Raw genomic sequence first — 18,096 nt, 5'->3', positions numbered from 1 at the left:
CATACCGTCTCAACATGCGTAACTACTGTTCTTATAATAGAATTTTGCAGTTCCCAATGCACTTTCCTCCAAAATATCACTCAGCTTATATGCATGTTCAAAATCATCAAGTTTGTAGCATGGAATATGTGGCTCAAAAGCCAGATCAGCAAAGTACCTGGCCTGAAGGCATCTCATCCCAAGGTCTCTGGCAGCAAAAAGCTCATTTGAACCGCCATCTCCGACATACAGGCATTCCTCAGCTGTAATTCCCAGCTCCTCCATTGCTTTCTTATATATTTCATGATCCGGCTTACATATTCCCTGCTCATATGAAAGTAATGCGGCATCTAAGTATGGGAAAATAGAGCTTTTTCTAATAGCATCAGCTTCATCAGAATAACAGTTACTTATAAGACCAATCTTTATGCCACGTCTCTTAATCTCCTGCAAAAGGGCTATAATATCTATGGGAGTTCGTTCAAATATCCCTTCCAGGTTCTTCTTTCGCTTATCTGAAAGAAGCTTTACGGATTCCTCGCTGTAACATCCCAACATTTCAAGAGCCTTCTTTATCCCTTCCTCTACCGTACAGTTTCCGCAGCTTCTGTCGTGCTCTGTGGAATGCCATGCTTTTTTGAAAGCATCAACCGGGATATTTAAATCTGTCGCCATGTCTTCGCTAAAATATGTACCCCCGGAAAACATTGAAACGAGCGTTTCAAACATATCAAATATAACAGCCTTGATCATACACAATGTCTCCTATTCCGTCTTGTCCAACTAGTTAGCTAATATATTTTGAAATCATGCTTTTAATAATCCTATCATTTAGCACATTTCCTGAAGATTCAAAAGATACTATTAAATTATCCCCTGGAAAATAGCCATTTGCAATATATGAGTTGATCTTTCTTACAGCTTTTTCTGCATATTTGGGATCATCCATTCTGCCATCATGCTCCCAGTATATTTCTTTTCCATCTCTTTTCCTAAGAATTGTGAAATCGGGATATACAATTCCTACTCCCTTAAGATTCAATGGACATTCGTATTTGTACTCGATACCCAGATCACAGAATATGTCAGCTATTATCTTTTCAGATTTAGAGCGAACTCGCTCGCCTTTCTTGCTGTAGATTTCAGGCATGCCAGGTGCAAACCCTTTTCCTACATACGGAGTATTCTTCCATGTAGTAAGTCTTTGCTCCCATGAGATTTCTACCGGCTGTATCAAAGCTTTCCTTATAGGATGGAGTTTGTTATAGATTTTTTCAATCTCGTTGTCTTCATATTCTTCAGTAAACTTGTCCAACTGCTTTAAGCGCCTGTCTACAAGTTTTTGAACTTTCTGGTCGTAAGATTTTTGAGCGAGGCGATAGGCAAGTTGCTTATCATCTTTCTTTATGTAAATCAGTTTCTTCTTCGTTTCTATGCTTTGTTTGAATTGTGTACAGTTATTGGATGTTGATATCCTTAGCGCCCCTTCAGGCACTTCAATAAGTCTGTCATCTACGACAGATTTAATCCTTATCAAGCGGTTCTTCTCTATTTCTAATAATTCTTTTAGTCCATTCATCTACTAATTATTTCCTTTTCTATTTTTTCTCTTTTTTTACTTTTATAGCACTCATTACGTTCTCTTTTGGCATTATCTACTTTTTCGGCAGTAACATTATCCCAGTCGTTACGGTCTTTCTAAATATTTATCCAATTCCGCCAGTAGTGCTCGCACACCAATTACGGTTGCCTCTTACCAAAGTGTATTTATCGACAGTAGTACCAAGGATCTCATTACGGTCAGTATCATCAAAATGTAAATACCGCACGTAGTAAACATTCTTTACCTACTGTCGATTTCCACACATATCATTTTTCTGCCGTAATCGCCTCACAAACATTACGATCCAATTTGAAAAGACTATTAAAGTCAACCGTAATACACCATAGAATTCTACTGTCAAAAACTAGAACACATAGATTTAGACAGTAAACTAAGCCTTTTTCATTCTGATAAAGTCGAAAAATATTCCTTGAAAAATATTCGATCGCAGCAAACTGATTTGCTACGTGAATCAGAAACGCGGCTGGCGCTGGATGGCCAGCCGTGGTAACTAGAATAATCTCAGATAAGTAAATCGATTTGGTTATGCGGTTGTCATGTCTCACCACGTTTTCACAATGAAGTTCTGCTCTCGTCCCGAAATACGGGGCTCGCCAGAACAACCGCGCCTGTAACACTCAGCCTTCGCTACCGCTTGTCTTCGTTAACAGGACGACGGTTTCGCAGCTTCTTGTGAAAGGGAACATGTCAACAGGTATGATTCTGTCTGCCTTGTAGCCATTTTTAGTAATGTACTCCAGGTCTCTTGCAAGAGAATCAGGGCTGCAGGAGATGTAGACAATTCTGTCCGGGTTCAGTTTAAACATAGAATCCATAAATATCTCGGTAGAGCCTGAACGTGGAGGATCCATGAAAACAACATCCGCATGGTCTCCGGCTTCAGCCATCTGAACCATGAATCGACTTGCATCGTTTTCATAGATAGTTATATTCTCAATTTCGTTCATCCTTGCATTTAATCTTGCATCGCGAACGGCATCCTTATTAAGCTCAACACCTATAACTTCAGCTGCATGAGGGCTTGCTATGATACCTATTGTTCCCACTCCGCAGTAGCAGTCAAGAACCGTTTCCTTACCGGTAAGTCCAGCCAGTTCAACTGCCTTGGAATACAGTTTTTCAGTCTGTACCGGATTAACCTGATAGAAGGACTTGGGGGAGATTTTGAATTTCATGCCACAAACTGTGTCGTAAATAAATCCCGGTCCATAAATTGCTTTCTCCTTATCTCCAAGGATCATGCTTGTACGCTTATCATTAACATTAATAACAATAGTCGTTATTTCCGGATGCTCTTTTAAAAGTGCTTTCACAAAGTTATTCTTGGAAGGAAGTATTGGTGATGTAAGAACAAGAACCACCATTATTTCCCCGGTGTTATGTCCGACCCTTATGAGAACATGCCTGAAAAGTCCGTATCCATTGTCCTCATCAAAGGTCTTGATCTTGAAGGATTTAAGCATGCCACGAATCGTTGCAATAATGGCATCTGCCTTCTCATTCTCAAGATAACATGCATCTACCGGCACAACATCATGAGTTCCTTCTTTATAGATACCTGATACAGGATTGCCCTTTCTGTCATGTGTAAACACAGCATGCACCTTGCATCTGTAGTGGTCGGGATGCTCCATTTCAATAAATGGTTCGACTGTGCCATACTTTCCAAGGAGTTCTTCTTCCCTCTCATGCTTTCTCTTGATCTGTTCTTTGTAAGGGACATCGATCATCTGGCATCCGCCGCACTTCTTAGATACAGGGCATTTTCCTGCATTCACGGATGACATGTTATTCTTCTTATTTATACCGGTAGCACTATCGTTAGATTTTCTCTTAGCACCTTGGGTATTTTTTCTTATTCCGAATGAACTGTCATCTGTTCTTCCCTTAGTTCCTCTAGTATTTTTTTCTATTCCGAACGCACTGTCATTAGTTCTTCTCTTAGTTCCTTGAGATTTTTTTCCTATTCCGAACGCACTATCATCAGTTCTTCTCTTAGTTCCTTGAGCATTTTTTCTGAATTTAGAAGTGCTATCATCTGATTTGCTTCGTACACCCTGAGCTCTCTTGCCCGTTTTCTCACCATTATTTATCTCTTCATTATTTGTATATTTTTTCCTGTTAACCGGATTTTCTTTCTTCATTTTATCTTCCTTTTTATAATCATTTTGCTTGCAAAAATCCTCACTTACAAGCGAAATTGCAAAGCCATTATATACCTCTCTGCAAGCTGTGCTTCCATAACGAAGCGTTATTATAATCTGCAGAGTCATAAAAACCTCCGGATCTACCGGAGGTCTTGATTACTTTTTCTTTGTCTTTCCTTTATTCTTGCCTCTGTTTCCAACCCTGTCGAAGTCTCTTACTTTCACATCTTCAAGCCCTGACACAAGTTCTCTGGCGCGCTCAATATCAGCCTTATTGATACGGACAGTACATAAAATCTTATCCTTGTCCACACCAAAAATGCGCTGCAAGAAACTCTTATCCTGCCAGTCTATATAGTAAGAAATACGATTCTGTAAAAATCTCTCTTCCAAAATTCGCTTGCTCTCTTTGCTATACACCTTGCAAAAGGAAACTTCATTATTAAATACCTGATCGTCTTGAATAATAGATGACATAAAATATCCAAAGCCTCGCTCTTTATAATAATTCAATTTATTTTACACTAGCTAAATGATATTTGTAAACCGAAATTCATGAATAACCGATCATTAACATAGCTGTCTTATTCCGGTTTTTATCCCGATTCGTAAAACCGAGCATTTTTACACATTCTTCATATTGTTAATCATCTTTTCATTTGAAAGATTGCATTTGCCGGTGTAAAAATAAATTAGAGGTACTATACACAGCAAGGATGCTGTCGTTTGCGGGATATTTTCCCGAAGATCAAAGGAGTGATTTCTATGGGAATTAACATCAATATGGATTATTCCACCTTATTTGGAAGTTTACCGGGAGGTGGTTCTTCAAACAATCTGATGTCAGGGCTTTCCAATATGCTATCCGATTACTCCTCTATCAGAAATGGAAGCTATGGCAAGCTGGTTTCAGCATATTATAAAAAAATTGAAAGCGAAGATTCAGATTCAACCGAAAAGTCAGAACGCAGTTCAAAGGATACAGGATGGCCAAAGACCGAAACTCCAAAATCCAATGCTGCAGAAAAGAAACAGTATTCTGCAATTTCTTCTGATGCAAAGAGCGTAGCTTCTGATATCGAAAAGCTTGCAAAAGCTGACAGCTCTGTTTACAGCAAATCCTGGCATAATGTAACTGATGAAGATGGTATTGAAAATAAAGTATTTGATTACAACTCGTCAAAGGTTTCAAACGCCGTATCAAATTTTGTAAAAAGTTATAACAGCCTTATGGATTCATCCTCCGATGTATCAGATGTTACTACTTCCACAAGAGCTGATTACCTGTCCAAATTGACCAACTCCTACAAGAGCGAGCTTTCGTCTATTGGAATTTCAGTTAAGAATAATGGTAAGCTCTCACTTGATAAGGAAAAGTTAAACGCCGCCGGAGCTGAAGCAGTAGAGAATGTCTTCACCCAAAAGGCCGGATATGGATATAAAATATCTCAGGCTGCAACAAGCCTTGAGACCGCAGCTTCCAGAGCAGCATCCAATTCGTCAACATATTCGAAATCTGGATTTATGAACTCTGATTTTTCATCGATTATGGACTCTTTCATCTAAGAAAGAGCCATCGTACGCCGAATGGCGCACTTTAAAATAGCCGCCGGACCAGTATTTTTACTGATTCGGCGGCACTTTAATTTTATTAGCTTATTATTACTGAGCAGTTATCTCCTCTACTCTATTGGCATACTTCACTCTGTAAACCCTTCTAAGTGATTCGTTTATTCTCTCCTCTGAGATCGTGCCATTCTGAACTGCAGCCAGCACTCCCTGATATGCCTCTCCAAAATTCTCCGGCAGGAAAATCATGTCTGCACCTGCCTGCAGCGCTGCAACAGCTGCATCTGCAGAAGAATACCTGTCAGAAATATCTGATAAAGAATCAGTAATTATGATTCCGTTATATCCGAGCTGTCCTCTAAGAACCTCCTGCATAACTGTCTGACTCAGGCATGAAGGTGTATCATCACCTGTGATTCCGGTTGAAGGTGCGCTGCAAACCATTATCATGCTTGCTCCGGAATCAATTCCTGCTCTGAATGGTTCAAGAACTTCTGCAAGTCCGTCTACATTATTACCACTGTTAATTGTCTCAGGAAAATACTGAAGGCAGGCTGAAACTCCAAATGACTGTAATCCCTCAACAGTCTTGGCAACCATTGCAGATACAGTCTTTGAATCAGCACCAAAAGAATTCCCTTCAGCTGACAAATTGGCATTAACACCAAGATTCAAATTGAATCCATAACCGTTTAAATAATCTGCAACTCTTGATGCAGTATTGTAAGCTTCGTCAGCATTACCATTACTTCCAAGCTCTGCCGGTGATGCAACAGGATCAAGTCCCAAAGCATTTGCCACTACACTTTTCTCACCGCCAACCTCAACTGTAGATAAAAACAAAGGATATTTACTCATTGCTGATGTAGAACTAAGCATTTCTTTTATCTGAGCACCATCCTTGATATTTTTTGAAAGATATACAAGACCTCCCACTGCATAGGAATTAAGTGCATCCTGGGTAGCAGTGCCAGCCTTAATGACAGCATCTGAGTTGGTGAGCTGCTCCGGTGAGACCATAAAAAGTCCTGCCACCCTATCCTCTAAAGGCATCTCGGAAATGCATGTATCAACCACATGATCAAGCATATCCTCTCCACTCATAACCTCAGCATCCGTCACTGCTTCATCAGGTGATTCAACAGCTGCCGGCTGTACATTAACCTCCTTAGCCTCTGCTACAGTCTCCTCAACCTGCTCATTATATGCTTTTACAGCGCCTATAACCTTATCCAGCGTAAAAAAAGCGCCGGATATTACTGAAACGCCTAATACACCTGTTATAGCATATGCCGTTATCTGTGCTCTAATCCTGCGCTGCCTTCTAAGCTCTCTGCGAACATCTCTCTCAGAACCGCCGTTATTATTCATTTTATCTTCCATATTCCCTCCCCATGGAAAATCCCCTAAAACTTTATATTCAAAGTATAGCATATGAATATTACAAGTTCTACTGATATGGAAAATATTTACCACAAAATATTGTATATTATGAAACTAAAAATCAAAACTTAGTGCTTATCCGCCTGTGATCAGGGGTTCCACATTTTTCCCGGGCAATCACTCACAGGACTATAAAGCAAACATAAAAAGGCTCTACCGCACAAAAAGCATAAGGGCGAATGCATCTGTTTCTATACATTCGCCCTTACGCATAATCAAATTGTGATTCACTGTCCAATGGACTTACCTCCAAGTTCTCAACTCTGCTATTTCCATTAACCTTTGCACTCGTATGCTGTGACGGCTAGTTCGACGACTAAGCTCTCGCCACTATGTCATGTACTTAAGCTCGTTGTGTTGGATATTCACTATTGTTTAGATGTTACTTAAGTAGTTCGGCGGACTATACCTTCCTTTCCGAAAATTTTAAAACTAAGATTTAGAGTAAAAACTTAAGTTCCCTTTGGACCGTACCTCCATTTCTTTCAGCCTGTTCTGCTGAATTATTGAAAGAAGTTTTCTCTTTCTCTTATCTTTAAACGTAGTATACACATGTTTTAAGCAATTGTCAATACACTTTTTATATTTTATTTTCATATTTAGATTATTTCGTTTATTAATATTGATTATCTGATAAATTGTTTTAAATCAGTATATTATATACACAATTCAAAATACCGTTTTTCCTGCTCGAAATTCTGAACGTAAAACAGAAAAAAAGCTGCCCCTCTCTATACATAGAGTCAGGACAGCTCTGATATACAATATATTGTTTAAATTAGCGGATATTTTGCAGTTAATTCTTTGATGATAGCTCTGGCTTCATCGTTTTTCTCACCCTTGCTCTTGATGACTATAGAAATTGCTTCGGCAATTTTATCCATGTCCTCTTCGTTCATTCCTCGTGTTGTAACAGCAGGTGTTCCAAGTCTGATACCACTTGTTACAAACGGTGACTGCTTTTCGTTTGGAATTGTATTCTTATTAGCAGTGATGTGCGCATCATCCAGCCATGCTTCAACTTCCTTACCTGTAAGATCATAGTTTGTAAGATCTATGAGCATAAGATGGTTGTCTGTGCCACCGGATACTATCTGAATTCCTCTGCTCATAAGACCTTCACTTAGTGCCTTTGCATTCTTAACGATCTGCTCAGCATAGGTCTTAAATTCAGGAGAAAGAGCTTCCTTAAAGCATACAGCCTTGGCTGCAACAACATGCTCAAGAGGGCCGCCCTGAATTCCGGGGAATACAGCCTTGTTGAATTTGTATTTATCCTGGGCTTCCTGATTCCATAAGATAAGTCCGCCTCTGGGTCCGCGAAGAGTCTTGTGTGTAGTTGTAGTTACAACATCTGCATACGGGAACGGGCTGGGATGTACGCCTGCTGCAACCAGTCCTGCGATATGTGCTATATCTACCATAAGTACAGCGCCGCACAGATCAGCAGCTTCACGGAACTTCTTAAAATCGATGGTTCTGCAATAAGCAGATGCACCTGCAATTATAAGTTTTGGCTGATGCTCCTTGGCAAGTCTCTTCACTTCATCATAATCAATGAAGCCGTTATCATCCACACCATAAGCAACAACATTAAAATATGTTCCGGAAATGTTTGCCGGACTTCCGTGTGAAAGATGTCCGCCCTGACTGAGATTCATTCCAAGAATTGTGTCACCGGGCTGTAAAAGTGCAAACTGAACAGCAAGGTTAGCCTGTGCTCCTGAGTGAGGCTGCACATTTGCATAATCGCAATGGAAAAGCTCCTTTGCTCTGTCTCTTGCGATATTTTCAACCTTATCTACGACTTGACAGCCGCCGTAGTAGCGTTTCCCCGGTAATCCTTCAGCATATTTGTTGGTAAGAGGGCTTCCCATAGCTGCCATAACAGCCTTACTGGTCCAGTTTTCAGATGCGATGAGCTCAATATGATCGTTCTGACGCTCCATCTCCTCTACAATAAGTGACGCGATTTCCGGATCAACATTTTTAACTTCGTCCAATGAGTACATACCTGCATATCCTCCGCTTCGATAATTTGACGTTTTAATGTGGTAAAGCAATTTTGTGTTGTATCATAGCATATAATAATATAGGTGTCAAAAGCAAAGATAGCTTAATGTATAAGTTTTTATTTACCGTAATTATTTATTAAATTCAATTTTAGCGTTATTCTATATTAGATAGAGTTTATCCCCTTCAATATCCGGATAAACTCTATAATTAACTATTTGGGGAGCAGTTGTATGTTCTATTGTATTGTTAATCCCTCTGCCAGATCCGGGCACGGGAAAAATATTTATAATCTTTTTGAGGAAAAGTGCAAAGCACTGGGAAAGCCCTACAAGATTTTCTTTACGAAGGGACCGGGACATGCCCTTAGCGTTGTAAAAAGGATAACAGATAATATCTCTGTAAAAAATAATGAAAATAAAGCTTTTGCTTCTGCGGATAATGAGCCTGTAAACATCGTTGTTATGGGCGGAGACGGAACCATCAACGAAGTCATTTCAGGAATTCAGGATTTTGATAATGTAAGGCTCGGGGTTGTCCCCCTTGGTTCAGGCAATGATTTTGTACGGGATCTGAATTTTCCCAAAGATCCAGCGGTTTTGATAAATCAGATATTAAAGGGCGAGGTTGTCAGAAAGCTCGATATCGGTAATGTACATTACGATCACATGACCAAGACACTTTCAAGACTTCATGATGAGCGAATCTCAGAGGAAAGACGCTTTGATGTAAGTGCAGGTATAGGCTTTGATGCTGCGGTCTGCGAAGAAGCGCTCTCTTCAAGTACCAAAAACAAGCTCAATAAGTTCGGACTTGGAAAACTGACTTACGGTATTATCGCAATCAGACAGATTCTTCATGCAGATCAGCCCTCATGCGATATTGAGACCGACGATGGCACACATATACATATAGACCATCTCATTTTTGCAGCGGCAATGCTTCACGCTTATGAGGGTGGCGGATTTAAATTTGCACCGGATGCAGATCCACAGGATGGTTATTTTGACCTGATCGCAGGCGGCGACATGAGCATAAGACAGATATTCAAGGCTTTGCCACTGGCATATTTTGGCAAGCATTATGGTCAGCATGGCATTCACCATGTCCGCGCCAAAGAAATCAAAATCACAACAGCCATTCCCTTATGGGTGCACACAGATGGTGAAGTATTATTAAAGTCCGATTCAATAACACTTACCTGCCATCATAAAAAGCTTAATTTGCTCTCTTAAATTTGGTCAAAATAACTAGGATTTTATAAAACTTTTATGATTTTTGTACAGTTTTTAGTTTGATAATTATTTTGTGCTGAGATATAGTAGAAAACGTAATACTAATTAGCTTTTTATCAATATAAGGTGATTTTTTTTATGAAAAAAAGAACATCAAAATGGTTTGACAAGCCTTGGACCAGGGAACGACTTGAGGATACCATCAGATGCCTGATACCGGTTATCATTTACGGTTTCATCTACCTTACATGGTTTTTCCACCTGGAAGGCACAAAAGAATTGCATTATACAGAGATTCATGCAGCTTTAGATGATAAGATTCCTTTTATCGAAGTGTTTATCATCCCATACCTTGGTTGGTTTGCATATTGTTCATTCTTCTTCTTCCTATTCCTTCTCATGTATGACATGGAAGACTTTTTCAAGAATGCAGCATTTTTCTTCACAGGTATGACGCTGTTTTTGATAATATCATCAATCTGGCCCAATATTCAGTATATGAGACCTGCTGTGATGCCCAGAGATAATATTTTTACTCATCTGATTGCTAACCTCTACCGGACTGATACACCTACTAATCTTTGGCCGAGCATCCATGTATACAATGCAATCGGCACACACCTTGCTGTATCTAATTCAAAGCGTTTCAGCAAGGGACTTAAATCCGGTTCACTGATCTTCTGTATACTGGTTATTCTTTCAACCATGTTCATCAAACAGCATTCTGTAATAGATGTACTTGGCGGAATCATATTTGCAGTAGCTACTAACCTTGTGGTCTACAAGAGTGAGTTGGTGGTAAATGCTTATCATCGCCATAATGAAAGAATTAAAGCCAAGAGAGTTATTCAATAATTATTAAAAAAAAAATTAACCATGGACTGATGCATTGCAGGTCCATGGTTTTTTTACGTCTCAAAATACTAAGCTTAATTGAAATTGTAGAGCTTCTGTGCAATCTTATATCCGGTAAGCGTAATCTTTCTTCCGCCCTTTCCCGGGAGATAAACAAATACACCCTCAATGCGATATCGAAGCTTGCAATAGAGAAGAAGGCTTCTGCTCTTGATATATCTCATGAGTTCCTTTCTTCTCTCAAGATTCTCCTTTGTTCCTGATGCAATCATCAGAATTGTAGAGATAGCTGTAATGATCTCAAGATAATTAAACATGTAATGATAACGCTTCTTGTTTGATCTGATCATTCCGATGTTTTCAACATAATAGTCAACCATCAGCTTGTTCACACGAACCTGCTGATCCAGTCTTGAAATCATGATATTCTGGTTTACTGACTGATCTGATCTGCCAATATAGTAGTAGTAAAAATTGACATCCAGGTAATACATGGTCTTAACAAACGGCAGCGGATTAAATACATAAATATTATCCACATAGAAGGTGTGCTCCGGCAGTTTCAATCCACAGTCACGCAAAAGCTTGGTTCTGAAAATAACTGAGTGCATAAGCAGGTAATGGCCTATGCTTATCTTCTTAACGTCATCCCAGGTAAACATCTCCTCGATAGGGAACATTCTGTTATAACGCATAACCTTGTGTCTATGCTCACCCTCTTTGTTGTAAACAAAGTTGCTGATAAGAAGATCAAGTCTCTCGCTCCCGCCAACAAATTCCTCAAGAGTTGTCAGTATCTTTCTGTATGCAATCTCCTTTACCCAGTCATCACTGTCTACAACTTTAAAGTAAAGTCCGGTTGCATTCTCAAGACCTGCATTAACTGCTGAACCATGACCGCCATTCTTCTTATGGATTGCCTTACATATGGTAGGATACTTCTGCTCATATTCATCTGCTATGGCAGCTGTGTTATCCTTTGAACCATCATCAACTATGAGAATCTCAACATCTTCACCTCCAACAAGAAGTGAATCAATACATTTTCTCATGTAATCCTGCGAATTATAGCAGGGAACTGTTATACTTAATAACTTCATATTACCTTCATATCTCCTCATCTATAAACAAATCTTTTTATCTTACCTGTCTGCTTACAAGTCCGTCCCATTCATCAGCTACGCAGTCTGGTAACTTCGAATCTCTGCTTGGTTAAAAGACACTCCCTGAGTTCTCCGCAACGAACGTCCGGATCATCCCCAGGAATCTCCGTATCTATTGCCATAGCCATTATATCAATCATATCATTTGTGACAACCGGTCTTATGAGATTAAGAACTTCAAGTCTCTCAATTGAGCTGCCCGCATCAAGGAATCTGACTACCAGTGGATTCATGCCAAAATCCTCAGCCTCCTCCTCAATAGTGCGATTCATATAATCGGAATTTGGCTTAGTCTCTTCCTTCTTTTCTCCAATACCAAGCCCCTCCGGAATCTCAAAATGGCGCTTTGACTCATCAGCTGCCTTCTTTTCATCCGGAGTAAAAAGTTCAAATCTCATCCTCTGATCAGCATTGGGATATTTTTCTTTATCTACTTCAGATACAAATTCCTTTAAAGGTCTGCAATATACCGTAAAATCACCGTACAGTGCCTGATATACCACCTGTTCCTCTCCTGTGTCTGCATCTCTGGCGATTGTTATAACCTGATATTTACCGCCTTTAAAATGTCTGTATAATTCCTGTGGTTTTGGTCTTAGCAAAACAAATGCCTCCTAAAACAAAATTTGCAAGATACTCATCTTTAGCGTAATTACACATATTTTTCTTATATGATTACGCTAATTATGGGCAGAGAAATCCAATTTCGACTCCCTTAAGATTTTATCATAAAAAACATCTTATAGGTAAATTATCTCGATGTGGATTTAACTATGATCATTTCAATACTTATAAATCTATCCAGCCTTCCGGTTTTAACCGCTTCATCACTTGAAAGGCACATATCTATTGCCTCTTTCAAATCTTTCATGGAATAACTTCTCGCCCAGCCCAAAAGCTTCTCAGCCACAAAGGAGTGCACACTGATTTTGGACGCCACATCCTTCTTGTTCATTCCAAGCTCCGCCATTTCCTTAGTCTGCAGAAGCTGATTAAACTGCCTGAGTACAAGAGCCAGTATCTGTTCAGGTGCAGTCTTAAGTGCCAGAAGTTCATAATATATTTCCATGGCCTTCGCCTGATTTTTCATGACTATAGCATCTGTCATTTCAAATATCCTGCTGGTCAGCCAGTTTGCACATACAGCGTCTATGTCCTTCTCGGTGACTTCGTTCCTGCCAAGGCAATAGCTTACGAGCTTGTCCATCTCATGGATCATGTTGGACATATCTGTTCCGACTCTGTTTATAAAATATGCGATAGTCCTGGTTGAGATAACCATATTTTCACTCTTAAACTTGCCTGTAATCCATTTATACAGCATCTGCTCATCAGGAGTTTCACAGTTAATATCAAGTCCTATCTTGCTTACGGCTTTATACATATCCTTTCGTCTGTCGACTTCGGATTCCACAAACAGAAATGCCGTTGTTTCCGAAGGATTCTTCAGGTACTCTGCAAGCTCGGGACATCCGTTTTTAAAAAAGCCGCTATCCTCTATTACGATAACTCGTCTCTCCGCAAAAAAAGGAAGTGTCTCTGCCATGTCTATTATCTCACCGGGATTAAGATTATTTCCTTCATAACTTTGCAGATTCATGGCATCACCGCTTCCAAGCAGTGCTTTCTTAAGCTTATCCCTGTTCTGTTTCCTTAAGTATACTTCATCACCGTATATCAGATAACAGGGTCTGATATTACCGGTCTTTATGTCCTCATTTATTTGTTTTTGCTTAACCGGGTAATCCGTAGTTTTCTTCGCAGCCATATTCTCCCCTTGCTCCGTAATCACAATATGTTGTATTATATCATAAATAGGCCTATAGAAATTGCTTTTTGAATCAGGCTAAAGTCTTTTTATGGAAGGAGTCAGAATGTTAAAACAGGTATCTATTTACGCTGAAAACAAAAAGGGATGTTTTCAGAATATCACCGGAATTCTCAGGACAAATGATATCAATATACTCGGTTCCGTAACCAATGATTCTGCTGAATACGGTATAATAAGAATGGTTGTTTCCGATCCCGAGAAGTGTATTGAAGTCTTAAGATCTGAAGGATATATTTGCAAAACTACTCACGTACTTGGCATAGAGTGTCCTGACGCAGTAGGTGCACTTGATAATATCCTCAAGTCTTTATATGAAAGTAATATCAATGTCAATTATATCTATTTATCTTTCAACCGCGAATCTGGTCTGCCCATAATGGTAATGCACACAGATGACATTTATGCGGTAGAGAATATTCTTGTTAATAAAGGTTATAAATCCATCTAATGAATAGAATGTGCACTTATGAAAAGTATCCAGAAATTCGACTGAGTTTTATATTGAATTAAAGCAAGAACGCGGACTCCCCAGTCCGCGTTCTTAAAATTATATATAAAATTTCATACCTACCTACTTAACCTCTGCCCATGGCTTGCAGCAAAGACCAACTGCAAATGTCAACGAAATCGCTATTTCTATAAAAAGAATAAATTTATCTGCCTGCTCTCTATTCTCCCCTAGTACTTCAGCATCTTCATCACTATCGTCCGTATCTGTCTCTTCATCAGTTTCCTCATCTGCATTGGCAGAATCTTCACTATAACTGGTCAAAACAGATTGCTTCTCAGTAGCCGCAGCATGTACTGTCACGGTGGAGCTGCCAGCCCCCAGCAGAATCGCGATTATAAGCATCGCGCCTGCGATTATTTTTCTCATCCCTCACCTCTGTTCTATACCTTAACTACATGGTTATTATAAATGACTAATTTTACCTTGTGTTTACAAAAGATGCACCGCATCATTCAAAACTCGTACTTGACAATTTTTACCATTAATGAGTTATCTTTACTCACAATTCTTCAAGGCATTAATTTATGTAAGTATTAATTTTTAACCGATTATCATCCAAAGAAGTAATAATTGCACCGCTTTCTGCAGTTATATACGTTCTGGTGCCTATTTTCTCAAGTCTGTCTATCACTTCCTTATGAGGATGATGGTATCTGTTTTTTATGCCGCAGCTGATAATGGCTATCCTGGGCATGATCAGATCAAGGAATTCCTCATCGGTAGTATATCTGCTCCCATGATGCGCAACCTTTAGAAGCGTCAGATTGTTGAATTTCTCCCTGTTTTCACGGATATACTCCCTTAAATTTTCCTGTCCCTGTCCGTCTACATCACCGGTAAAAAGTCCGCTGAATTCGCCCTTCCTTAAGTACAATACGGTTGAATATGCGTTTGGTTCATCTGTGATCATATTCTTTTGAGGTCCGATGCAACACACCTCCATATCACTGTCATTAAACCTGTCACCTCTTCCTATATACATTACAGGTATTCCACATTCTTTAGCCTTTCTTTCGATTTCAAGATAATTATTTCCCTTTGAAGCTTCATCAACTTTAGGCAGTATCAGATTCTCAATTCTTATGCTTCCTCTGCTTTTTTCCATTTCATCCATAAGCTCAAGGATTCCACTTATATGATCCTCATCCTCATGGGTCATTATCACAGCGTCGAGCTTTGAAATCCCACTGTATGATAAAAAGGGTATCAGCTGGTACTTTGCAATATTCTTTTTTGATGTGCTTCCTCCATCAATAAGATAATTGGCGGTTTTTGTTTCGATAACAATTCCATCCCCCTGCCCCACATCAAGAGCAGTTATTCTAAGTTCAGGCCTTATCCTGATACAAAGGACCATGATCCCGGCAAAGAGTATGAAATATCGTATTCCTTCGAAGAAAAACCGGAATCTTCTTTTTCTCTTATTTTCAAGATCAGGATTTATATACTCTTCCATTACCCCGGATTTTAATATTACAAACATTCCCAGAGCCATAAGATAAAGCACCACCTGCAGAATCCCAGCATGTCCTGCATACCATGTACTTCCCGGTATAGAACTGCCAACATCACAGCAAAAGATGAACCATCTGATTATCAAATGACAGACAGTACCTGCCATGACACCACTTGGTAAAAACACAGTCCCTAAAAAGATGCAAAGTATTCCAAAGAGCATAAGCAATGACATAAGCGGAAGTATCAGAACGTTCAGAAAAATTGAGTAAACTGGGTAGGTATAATAAAAACTCATATACACCGGCAATGTAACCAGCATAATAGAAAGGCTTGCAGAAAATATTTTCAATTTTCCTTTTCTGATAACTTCAGGTAATGCAGGCAGAACATATCCTATAGCCAGTACCGCACCAAAGGACATTAAAAAGCCGCTGTGCTTTATGTACAAAGGCTGAGCGCACAACAGCATGATTCCTGCCAGCGAAAGTGCTGATAGCATATCGTACGTTCTCCCAATGACATCAGCGAATAACCTAACCATAAACATGATTATTGCCCTGAACGCAGATGTGCTCATTCCGCACATAACTCCATACATGTACATAACAGATATTGCGGACAAGGCACTGATAATAATGCCGGCTCCTGTCCTTCTGATAAGCTTGTACAGCGTCATGCCTATTATTGATATATGTAGCCCCGAAACTGCCATTATATGAATAATTCCGTTCCTTGTAAAGGCTTCTTTTACATCTTCATCAAGTCCGTTTTTATTGCCAAGAAGAACTGCCTTCATAACTCCGGCATCCTTAGGTCTTAACACATTATCAAGGACTTGTTCAAGATACAGTCTCACATTATAAATTCCTTCAGAAAAGCCATCCTTCTCTCCTCCTATTCCGAGTATCTGAACATCGGTGAGACAATATTCAATTTTTAAAATTCTATAATAATTACGGCTGTCAAATTCCCCGGGATTTCTGTCTTCGGAAAAGAGCTTTACCTTCCCTTTGGCCTTAACAAAACAGCCAAAAGGAAGATTATACTCTGCATCATCAATGTAGAGCATAACCTTTTTTCCATTATCTTTTTTCAAGTAAACAACAAGCTGCTTTTCTCCTGAAAAGGAGTTTATTCTATTCTCTTTTCCACTAATCTCTCCAATTATGGTAATCACCTGCCGATCAGCAGGTAAACTAGATTCCCCCGTTGGCAAAATCTGAACGAGGAAAAAGACAACCACAGCTAATAATCCCCCAATAGCACATAGTGGTCGCTTCATTATGGTATTTCCATTCATTACCGGATTCGTACAGATCACTTTGTAAGGTTCATCACAAGCCCGGTGGAACTTGTCTAAGCAGAGTCCTTAACCTGTTACTGCCTTACAATATCGAGATTTCTCTCAAACACGGTTCCGAGTGATATCTTTTCCATAAAATTAACATCGGAAGAACCGTTTATTGAAATCTGCACCTTGTTAACATCCGCAGTTTCACAGATAGTATTAACAAGAGAGTAAAGTGCAATCTTGGGATCCATGTCATTTGTCCTGATATTCACAACTGAATCAAAATCCACATAGCACACTCCGTCTCTTACTGATACGGAGTTGATTTTTGTCTGAGGATTTATGGTAGGATAGGCAAGGTCTGTATTAGGGCCGCTTATAACCTGCTCAATAACAAGTCGCTGCATCAGAATATTACTGTTGTATACAACAGTTCTGTAAACAGGAACAAGCTCCTGTCCATCTTCGGTAGCAAAATACAGCACAAGCTCAGCCTTTTCATACGCATTGATCTCGTTACCCGCATTATATACAAAATTATCTGCAGCCATGTTGCCGATCATATTGCCGTTCCCGTCAAGGAGTGGAGCTCCTTCCACAGTAAAAGTCACATATTCCACTCCCGGAATCTGAGTCAGGGTTCTTACCATCGCTGCCCTGTCAAGAATCTCAGTGGTCTTCTTGGTTGTGGTATAAGTATTGGCAAAATCCAGCGTAAGGATATCATTGCGCAATGAATAGGATAACAGATTAACAGGTCCGTAAATAGGCGCTTCATATTCGAGCTTTTCAGGCATGGTCTTCATCTGTGTAAGCAGCTCATCTATGACCTTCTCAGTATCATTCATGTCTGCCGCCACAACGTACTCCTGGAAAATAATCCCTGTCTCATCAGAATTCAGGTAGTAAACCTTGACATTGTTTTTCCCATCGGAGACATCCTCATTACCACATCCTGACATGCATCCAAACACAAG

The 18,096-nt window shown here is 39.6% G+C and carries 16 protein-coding genes; 4 read left to right on the top strand and 12 right to left on the bottom strand.

Annotated features, from left to right (window positions below; genetic code table 11):
• Positions 1 to 9: 9 nt before the first annotated feature.
• The 4 genes from G622_RS22590 to G622_RS0110910 form a co-directional block, all read right to left on the bottom strand.
• Entirely contained in the window at positions 10 to 732 is a 723-nt protein-coding gene (locus tag G622_RS22590) for an HAD family hydrolase (protein WP_044957520.1), read from the bottom strand.
• Positions 733 to 766: 34 nt separating this feature from the next.
• On the bottom strand, positions 767 to 1,558 hold the full coding sequence (locus G622_RS0110925) for a hypothetical protein (protein WP_026510755.1): 792 nt from the start codon (positions 1,556 to 1,558) through the stop codon (positions 767 to 769).
• A 662-nt stretch (positions 1,559 to 2,220) separates the two neighbouring features.
• Positions 2,221 to 3,876 carry a 23S rRNA (uracil(1939)-C(5))-methyltransferase RlmD gene (gene rlmD / locus G622_RS0110915; RefSeq protein WP_242832991.1) on the bottom strand — a complete coding sequence of 552 codons (1,656 nt, stop codon included), beginning with the start codon at positions 3,874 to 3,876 and terminating at the stop codon, positions 2,221 to 2,223.
• A gap of 30 nt (positions 3,877 to 3,906) precedes the next feature.
• The gene (locus G622_RS0110910) at positions 3,907 to 4,227 is read right to left on the bottom strand and encodes a hypothetical protein (RefSeq protein ID WP_026510752.1); all 321 of its coding nucleotides are present in this window, start codon (positions 4,225 to 4,227) and stop codon (positions 3,907 to 3,909) included.
• 288 nt (positions 4,228 to 4,515) lie between these two features.
• Between G622_RS0110910 and G622_RS0110905 the strand changes: the two genes are divergently transcribed.
• Positions 4,516 to 5,316, top strand: a complete 801-nt coding sequence (locus G622_RS0110905) for a hypothetical protein (protein ID WP_026510751.1) — start codon at positions 4,516 to 4,518, stop codon at positions 5,314 to 5,316.
• Positions 5,317 to 5,412: 96 nt separating this feature from the next.
• On the opposite strand, the gene G622_RS22585 is transcribed toward G622_RS0110905, so the two are convergent.
• Both G622_RS22585 and glyA read right to left on the bottom strand, forming a co-directional pair.
• On the bottom strand, positions 5,413 to 6,702 hold the full coding sequence (locus G622_RS22585; RefSeq protein ID WP_049945805.1) for a glycoside hydrolase family 3 N-terminal domain-containing protein: 1,290 nt from the start codon (positions 6,700 to 6,702) through the stop codon (positions 5,413 to 5,415).
• A gap of 833 nt (positions 6,703 to 7,535) precedes the next feature.
• Positions 7,536 to 8,774: a serine hydroxymethyltransferase gene (glyA, locus tag G622_RS0110895; RefSeq protein ID WP_026510750.1), complete on the bottom strand. Its 1,239-nt coding sequence runs from the start codon at positions 8,772 to 8,774 to the stop codon at positions 7,536 to 7,538.
• A 234-nt stretch (positions 8,775 to 9,008) separates the two neighbouring features.
• Here glyA and G622_RS0110890 point away from each other — a divergent pair, with 234 nt between their 5' ends.
• Positions 9,009 to 10,010, top strand: coding sequence for a diacylglycerol/lipid kinase family protein (locus tag G622_RS0110890; RefSeq protein ID WP_026510749.1), 1,002 nt, complete (start codon positions 9,009 to 9,011; stop codon positions 10,008 to 10,010).
• Positions 10,011 to 10,148: 138 nt separating this feature from the next.
• Positions 10,149 to 10,865: a phosphatase PAP2 family protein gene (locus G622_RS22580; protein ID WP_044915335.1), complete on the top strand. Its 717-nt coding sequence runs from the start codon at positions 10,149 to 10,151 to the stop codon at positions 10,863 to 10,865.
• A 74-nt stretch (positions 10,866 to 10,939) separates the two neighbouring features.
• On the opposite strand, the gene G622_RS0110880 is transcribed toward G622_RS22580, so the two are convergent.
• The 3 genes from G622_RS0110880 to holA all read right to left on the bottom strand — a co-directional run bounded on the left by G622_RS0110880 (position 10,940) and on the right by holA (position 13,796).
• The gene (locus G622_RS0110880) at positions 10,940 to 11,965 is read right to left on the bottom strand and encodes a glycosyltransferase family 2 protein (protein WP_026510748.1); all 1,026 of its coding nucleotides are present in this window, start codon (positions 11,963 to 11,965) and stop codon (positions 10,940 to 10,942) included.
• A gap of 74 nt (positions 11,966 to 12,039) precedes the next feature.
• The gene (locus G622_RS0110875) at positions 12,040 to 12,630 is read right to left on the bottom strand and encodes a DUF1653 domain-containing protein (protein ID WP_026510747.1); all 591 of its coding nucleotides are present in this window, start codon (positions 12,628 to 12,630) and stop codon (positions 12,040 to 12,042) included.
• A gap of 149 nt (positions 12,631 to 12,779) precedes the next feature.
• Complete coding sequence (gene holA, locus G622_RS0110870) at positions 12,780 to 13,796, bottom strand: DNA polymerase III subunit delta (protein WP_044957519.1); 1,017 nt, start codon at positions 13,794 to 13,796, stop codon at positions 12,780 to 12,782.
• A 106-nt stretch (positions 13,797 to 13,902) separates the two neighbouring features.
• Here holA and G622_RS0110865 point away from each other — a divergent pair, with 106 nt between their 5' ends.
• Positions 13,903 to 14,307 (top strand): amino acid-binding protein, encoded by a 405-nt coding sequence (locus G622_RS0110865; protein WP_026510745.1) that lies wholly within the window; start codon positions 13,903 to 13,905, stop codon positions 14,305 to 14,307.
• Between the two features lie 123 nt (positions 14,308 to 14,430).
• On the opposite strand, the gene G622_RS0110860 is transcribed toward G622_RS0110865, so the two are convergent.
• The 3 genes from G622_RS0110860 to G622_RS0110850 form a co-directional block, all read right to left on the bottom strand.
• Positions 14,431 to 14,736: a hypothetical protein gene (locus G622_RS0110860; protein ID WP_026510744.1), complete on the bottom strand. Its 306-nt coding sequence runs from the start codon at positions 14,734 to 14,736 to the stop codon at positions 14,431 to 14,433.
• Between the two features lie 151 nt (positions 14,737 to 14,887).
• On the bottom strand, positions 14,888 to 17,110 hold the full coding sequence (locus G622_RS0110855; protein ID WP_196814206.1) for a DNA internalization-related competence protein ComEC/Rec2: 2,223 nt from the start codon (positions 17,108 to 17,110) through the stop codon (positions 14,888 to 14,890).
• Positions 17,111 to 17,205: 95 nt separating this feature from the next.
• Complete coding sequence (locus G622_RS0110850; protein ID WP_196814205.1) at positions 17,206 to 18,081, bottom strand: GerMN domain-containing protein; 876 nt, start codon at positions 18,079 to 18,081, stop codon at positions 17,206 to 17,208.
• Positions 18,082 to 18,096: the final 15 nt, after the last annotated feature.

The organism is Butyrivibrio sp. LC3010 (genome assembly GCF_000424385.1).
In the GTDB taxonomy this organism is placed as follows: Bacteria; Bacillota; Clostridia; order Lachnospirales; family Lachnospiraceae; genus Butyrivibrio.
Note: the sequence above shows the minus strand (reverse complement) of the source record. Positions and strands in the feature narration are given on the sequence as shown.

Coding starts and splice junctions, on each gene's coding strand:
- G622_RS22590 (WP_044957520.1), bottom strand. CDS start 732: ATGATCAAGGCTGTTATATTTGATATGTTTGAAACGCTCGTTTCAATG.
- G622_RS0110925 (WP_026510755.1), bottom strand. CDS start 1,558: ATGAATGGACTAAAAGAATTATTAGAAATAGAGAAGAACCGCTTGATA.
- rlmD (WP_242832991.1), bottom strand. CDS start 3,876: ATGACTCTGCAGATTATAATAACGCTTCGTTATGGAAGCACAGCTTGC.
- G622_RS0110910 (WP_026510752.1), bottom strand. CDS start 4,227: ATGTCATCTATTATTCAAGACGATCAGGTATTTAATAATGAAGTTTCC.
- G622_RS0110905 (WP_026510751.1), top strand. CDS start 4,516: ATGGGAATTAACATCAATATGGATTATTCCACCTTATTTGGAAGTTTA.
- G622_RS22585 (WP_049945805.1), bottom strand. CDS start 6,702: ATGGAAGATAAAATGAATAATAACGGCGGTTCTGAGAGAGATGTTCGC.
- glyA (WP_026510750.1), bottom strand. CDS start 8,774: ATGTACTCATTGGACGAAGTTAAAAATGTTGATCCGGAAATCGCGTCA.
- G622_RS0110890 (WP_026510749.1), top strand. CDS start 9,009: ATGTTCTATTGTATTGTTAATCCCTCTGCCAGATCCGGGCACGGGAAA.
- G622_RS22580 (WP_044915335.1), top strand. CDS start 10,149: ATGAAAAAAAGAACATCAAAATGGTTTGACAAGCCTTGGACCAGGGAA.
- G622_RS0110880 (WP_026510748.1), bottom strand. CDS start 11,965: ATGAAGTTATTAAGTATAACAGTTCCCTGCTATAATTCGCAGGATTAC.
- holA (WP_044957519.1), bottom strand. CDS start 13,796: ATGGCTGCGAAGAAAACTACGGATTACCCGGTTAAGCAAAAACAAATA.
- G622_RS0110865 (WP_026510745.1), top strand. CDS start 13,903: ATGTTAAAACAGGTATCTATTTACGCTGAAAACAAAAAGGGATGTTTT.
- G622_RS0110860 (WP_026510744.1), bottom strand. CDS start 14,736: ATGAGAAAAATAATCGCAGGCGCGATGCTTATAATCGCGATTCTGCTG.
- G622_RS0110855 (WP_196814206.1), bottom strand. CDS start 17,110: ATGAAGCGACCACTATGTGCTATTGGGGGATTATTAGCTGTGGTTGTC.
- G622_RS0110850 (WP_196814205.1), bottom strand. CDS start 18,081: ATGTCAGGATGTGGTAATGAGGATGTCTCCGATGGGAAAAACAATGTC.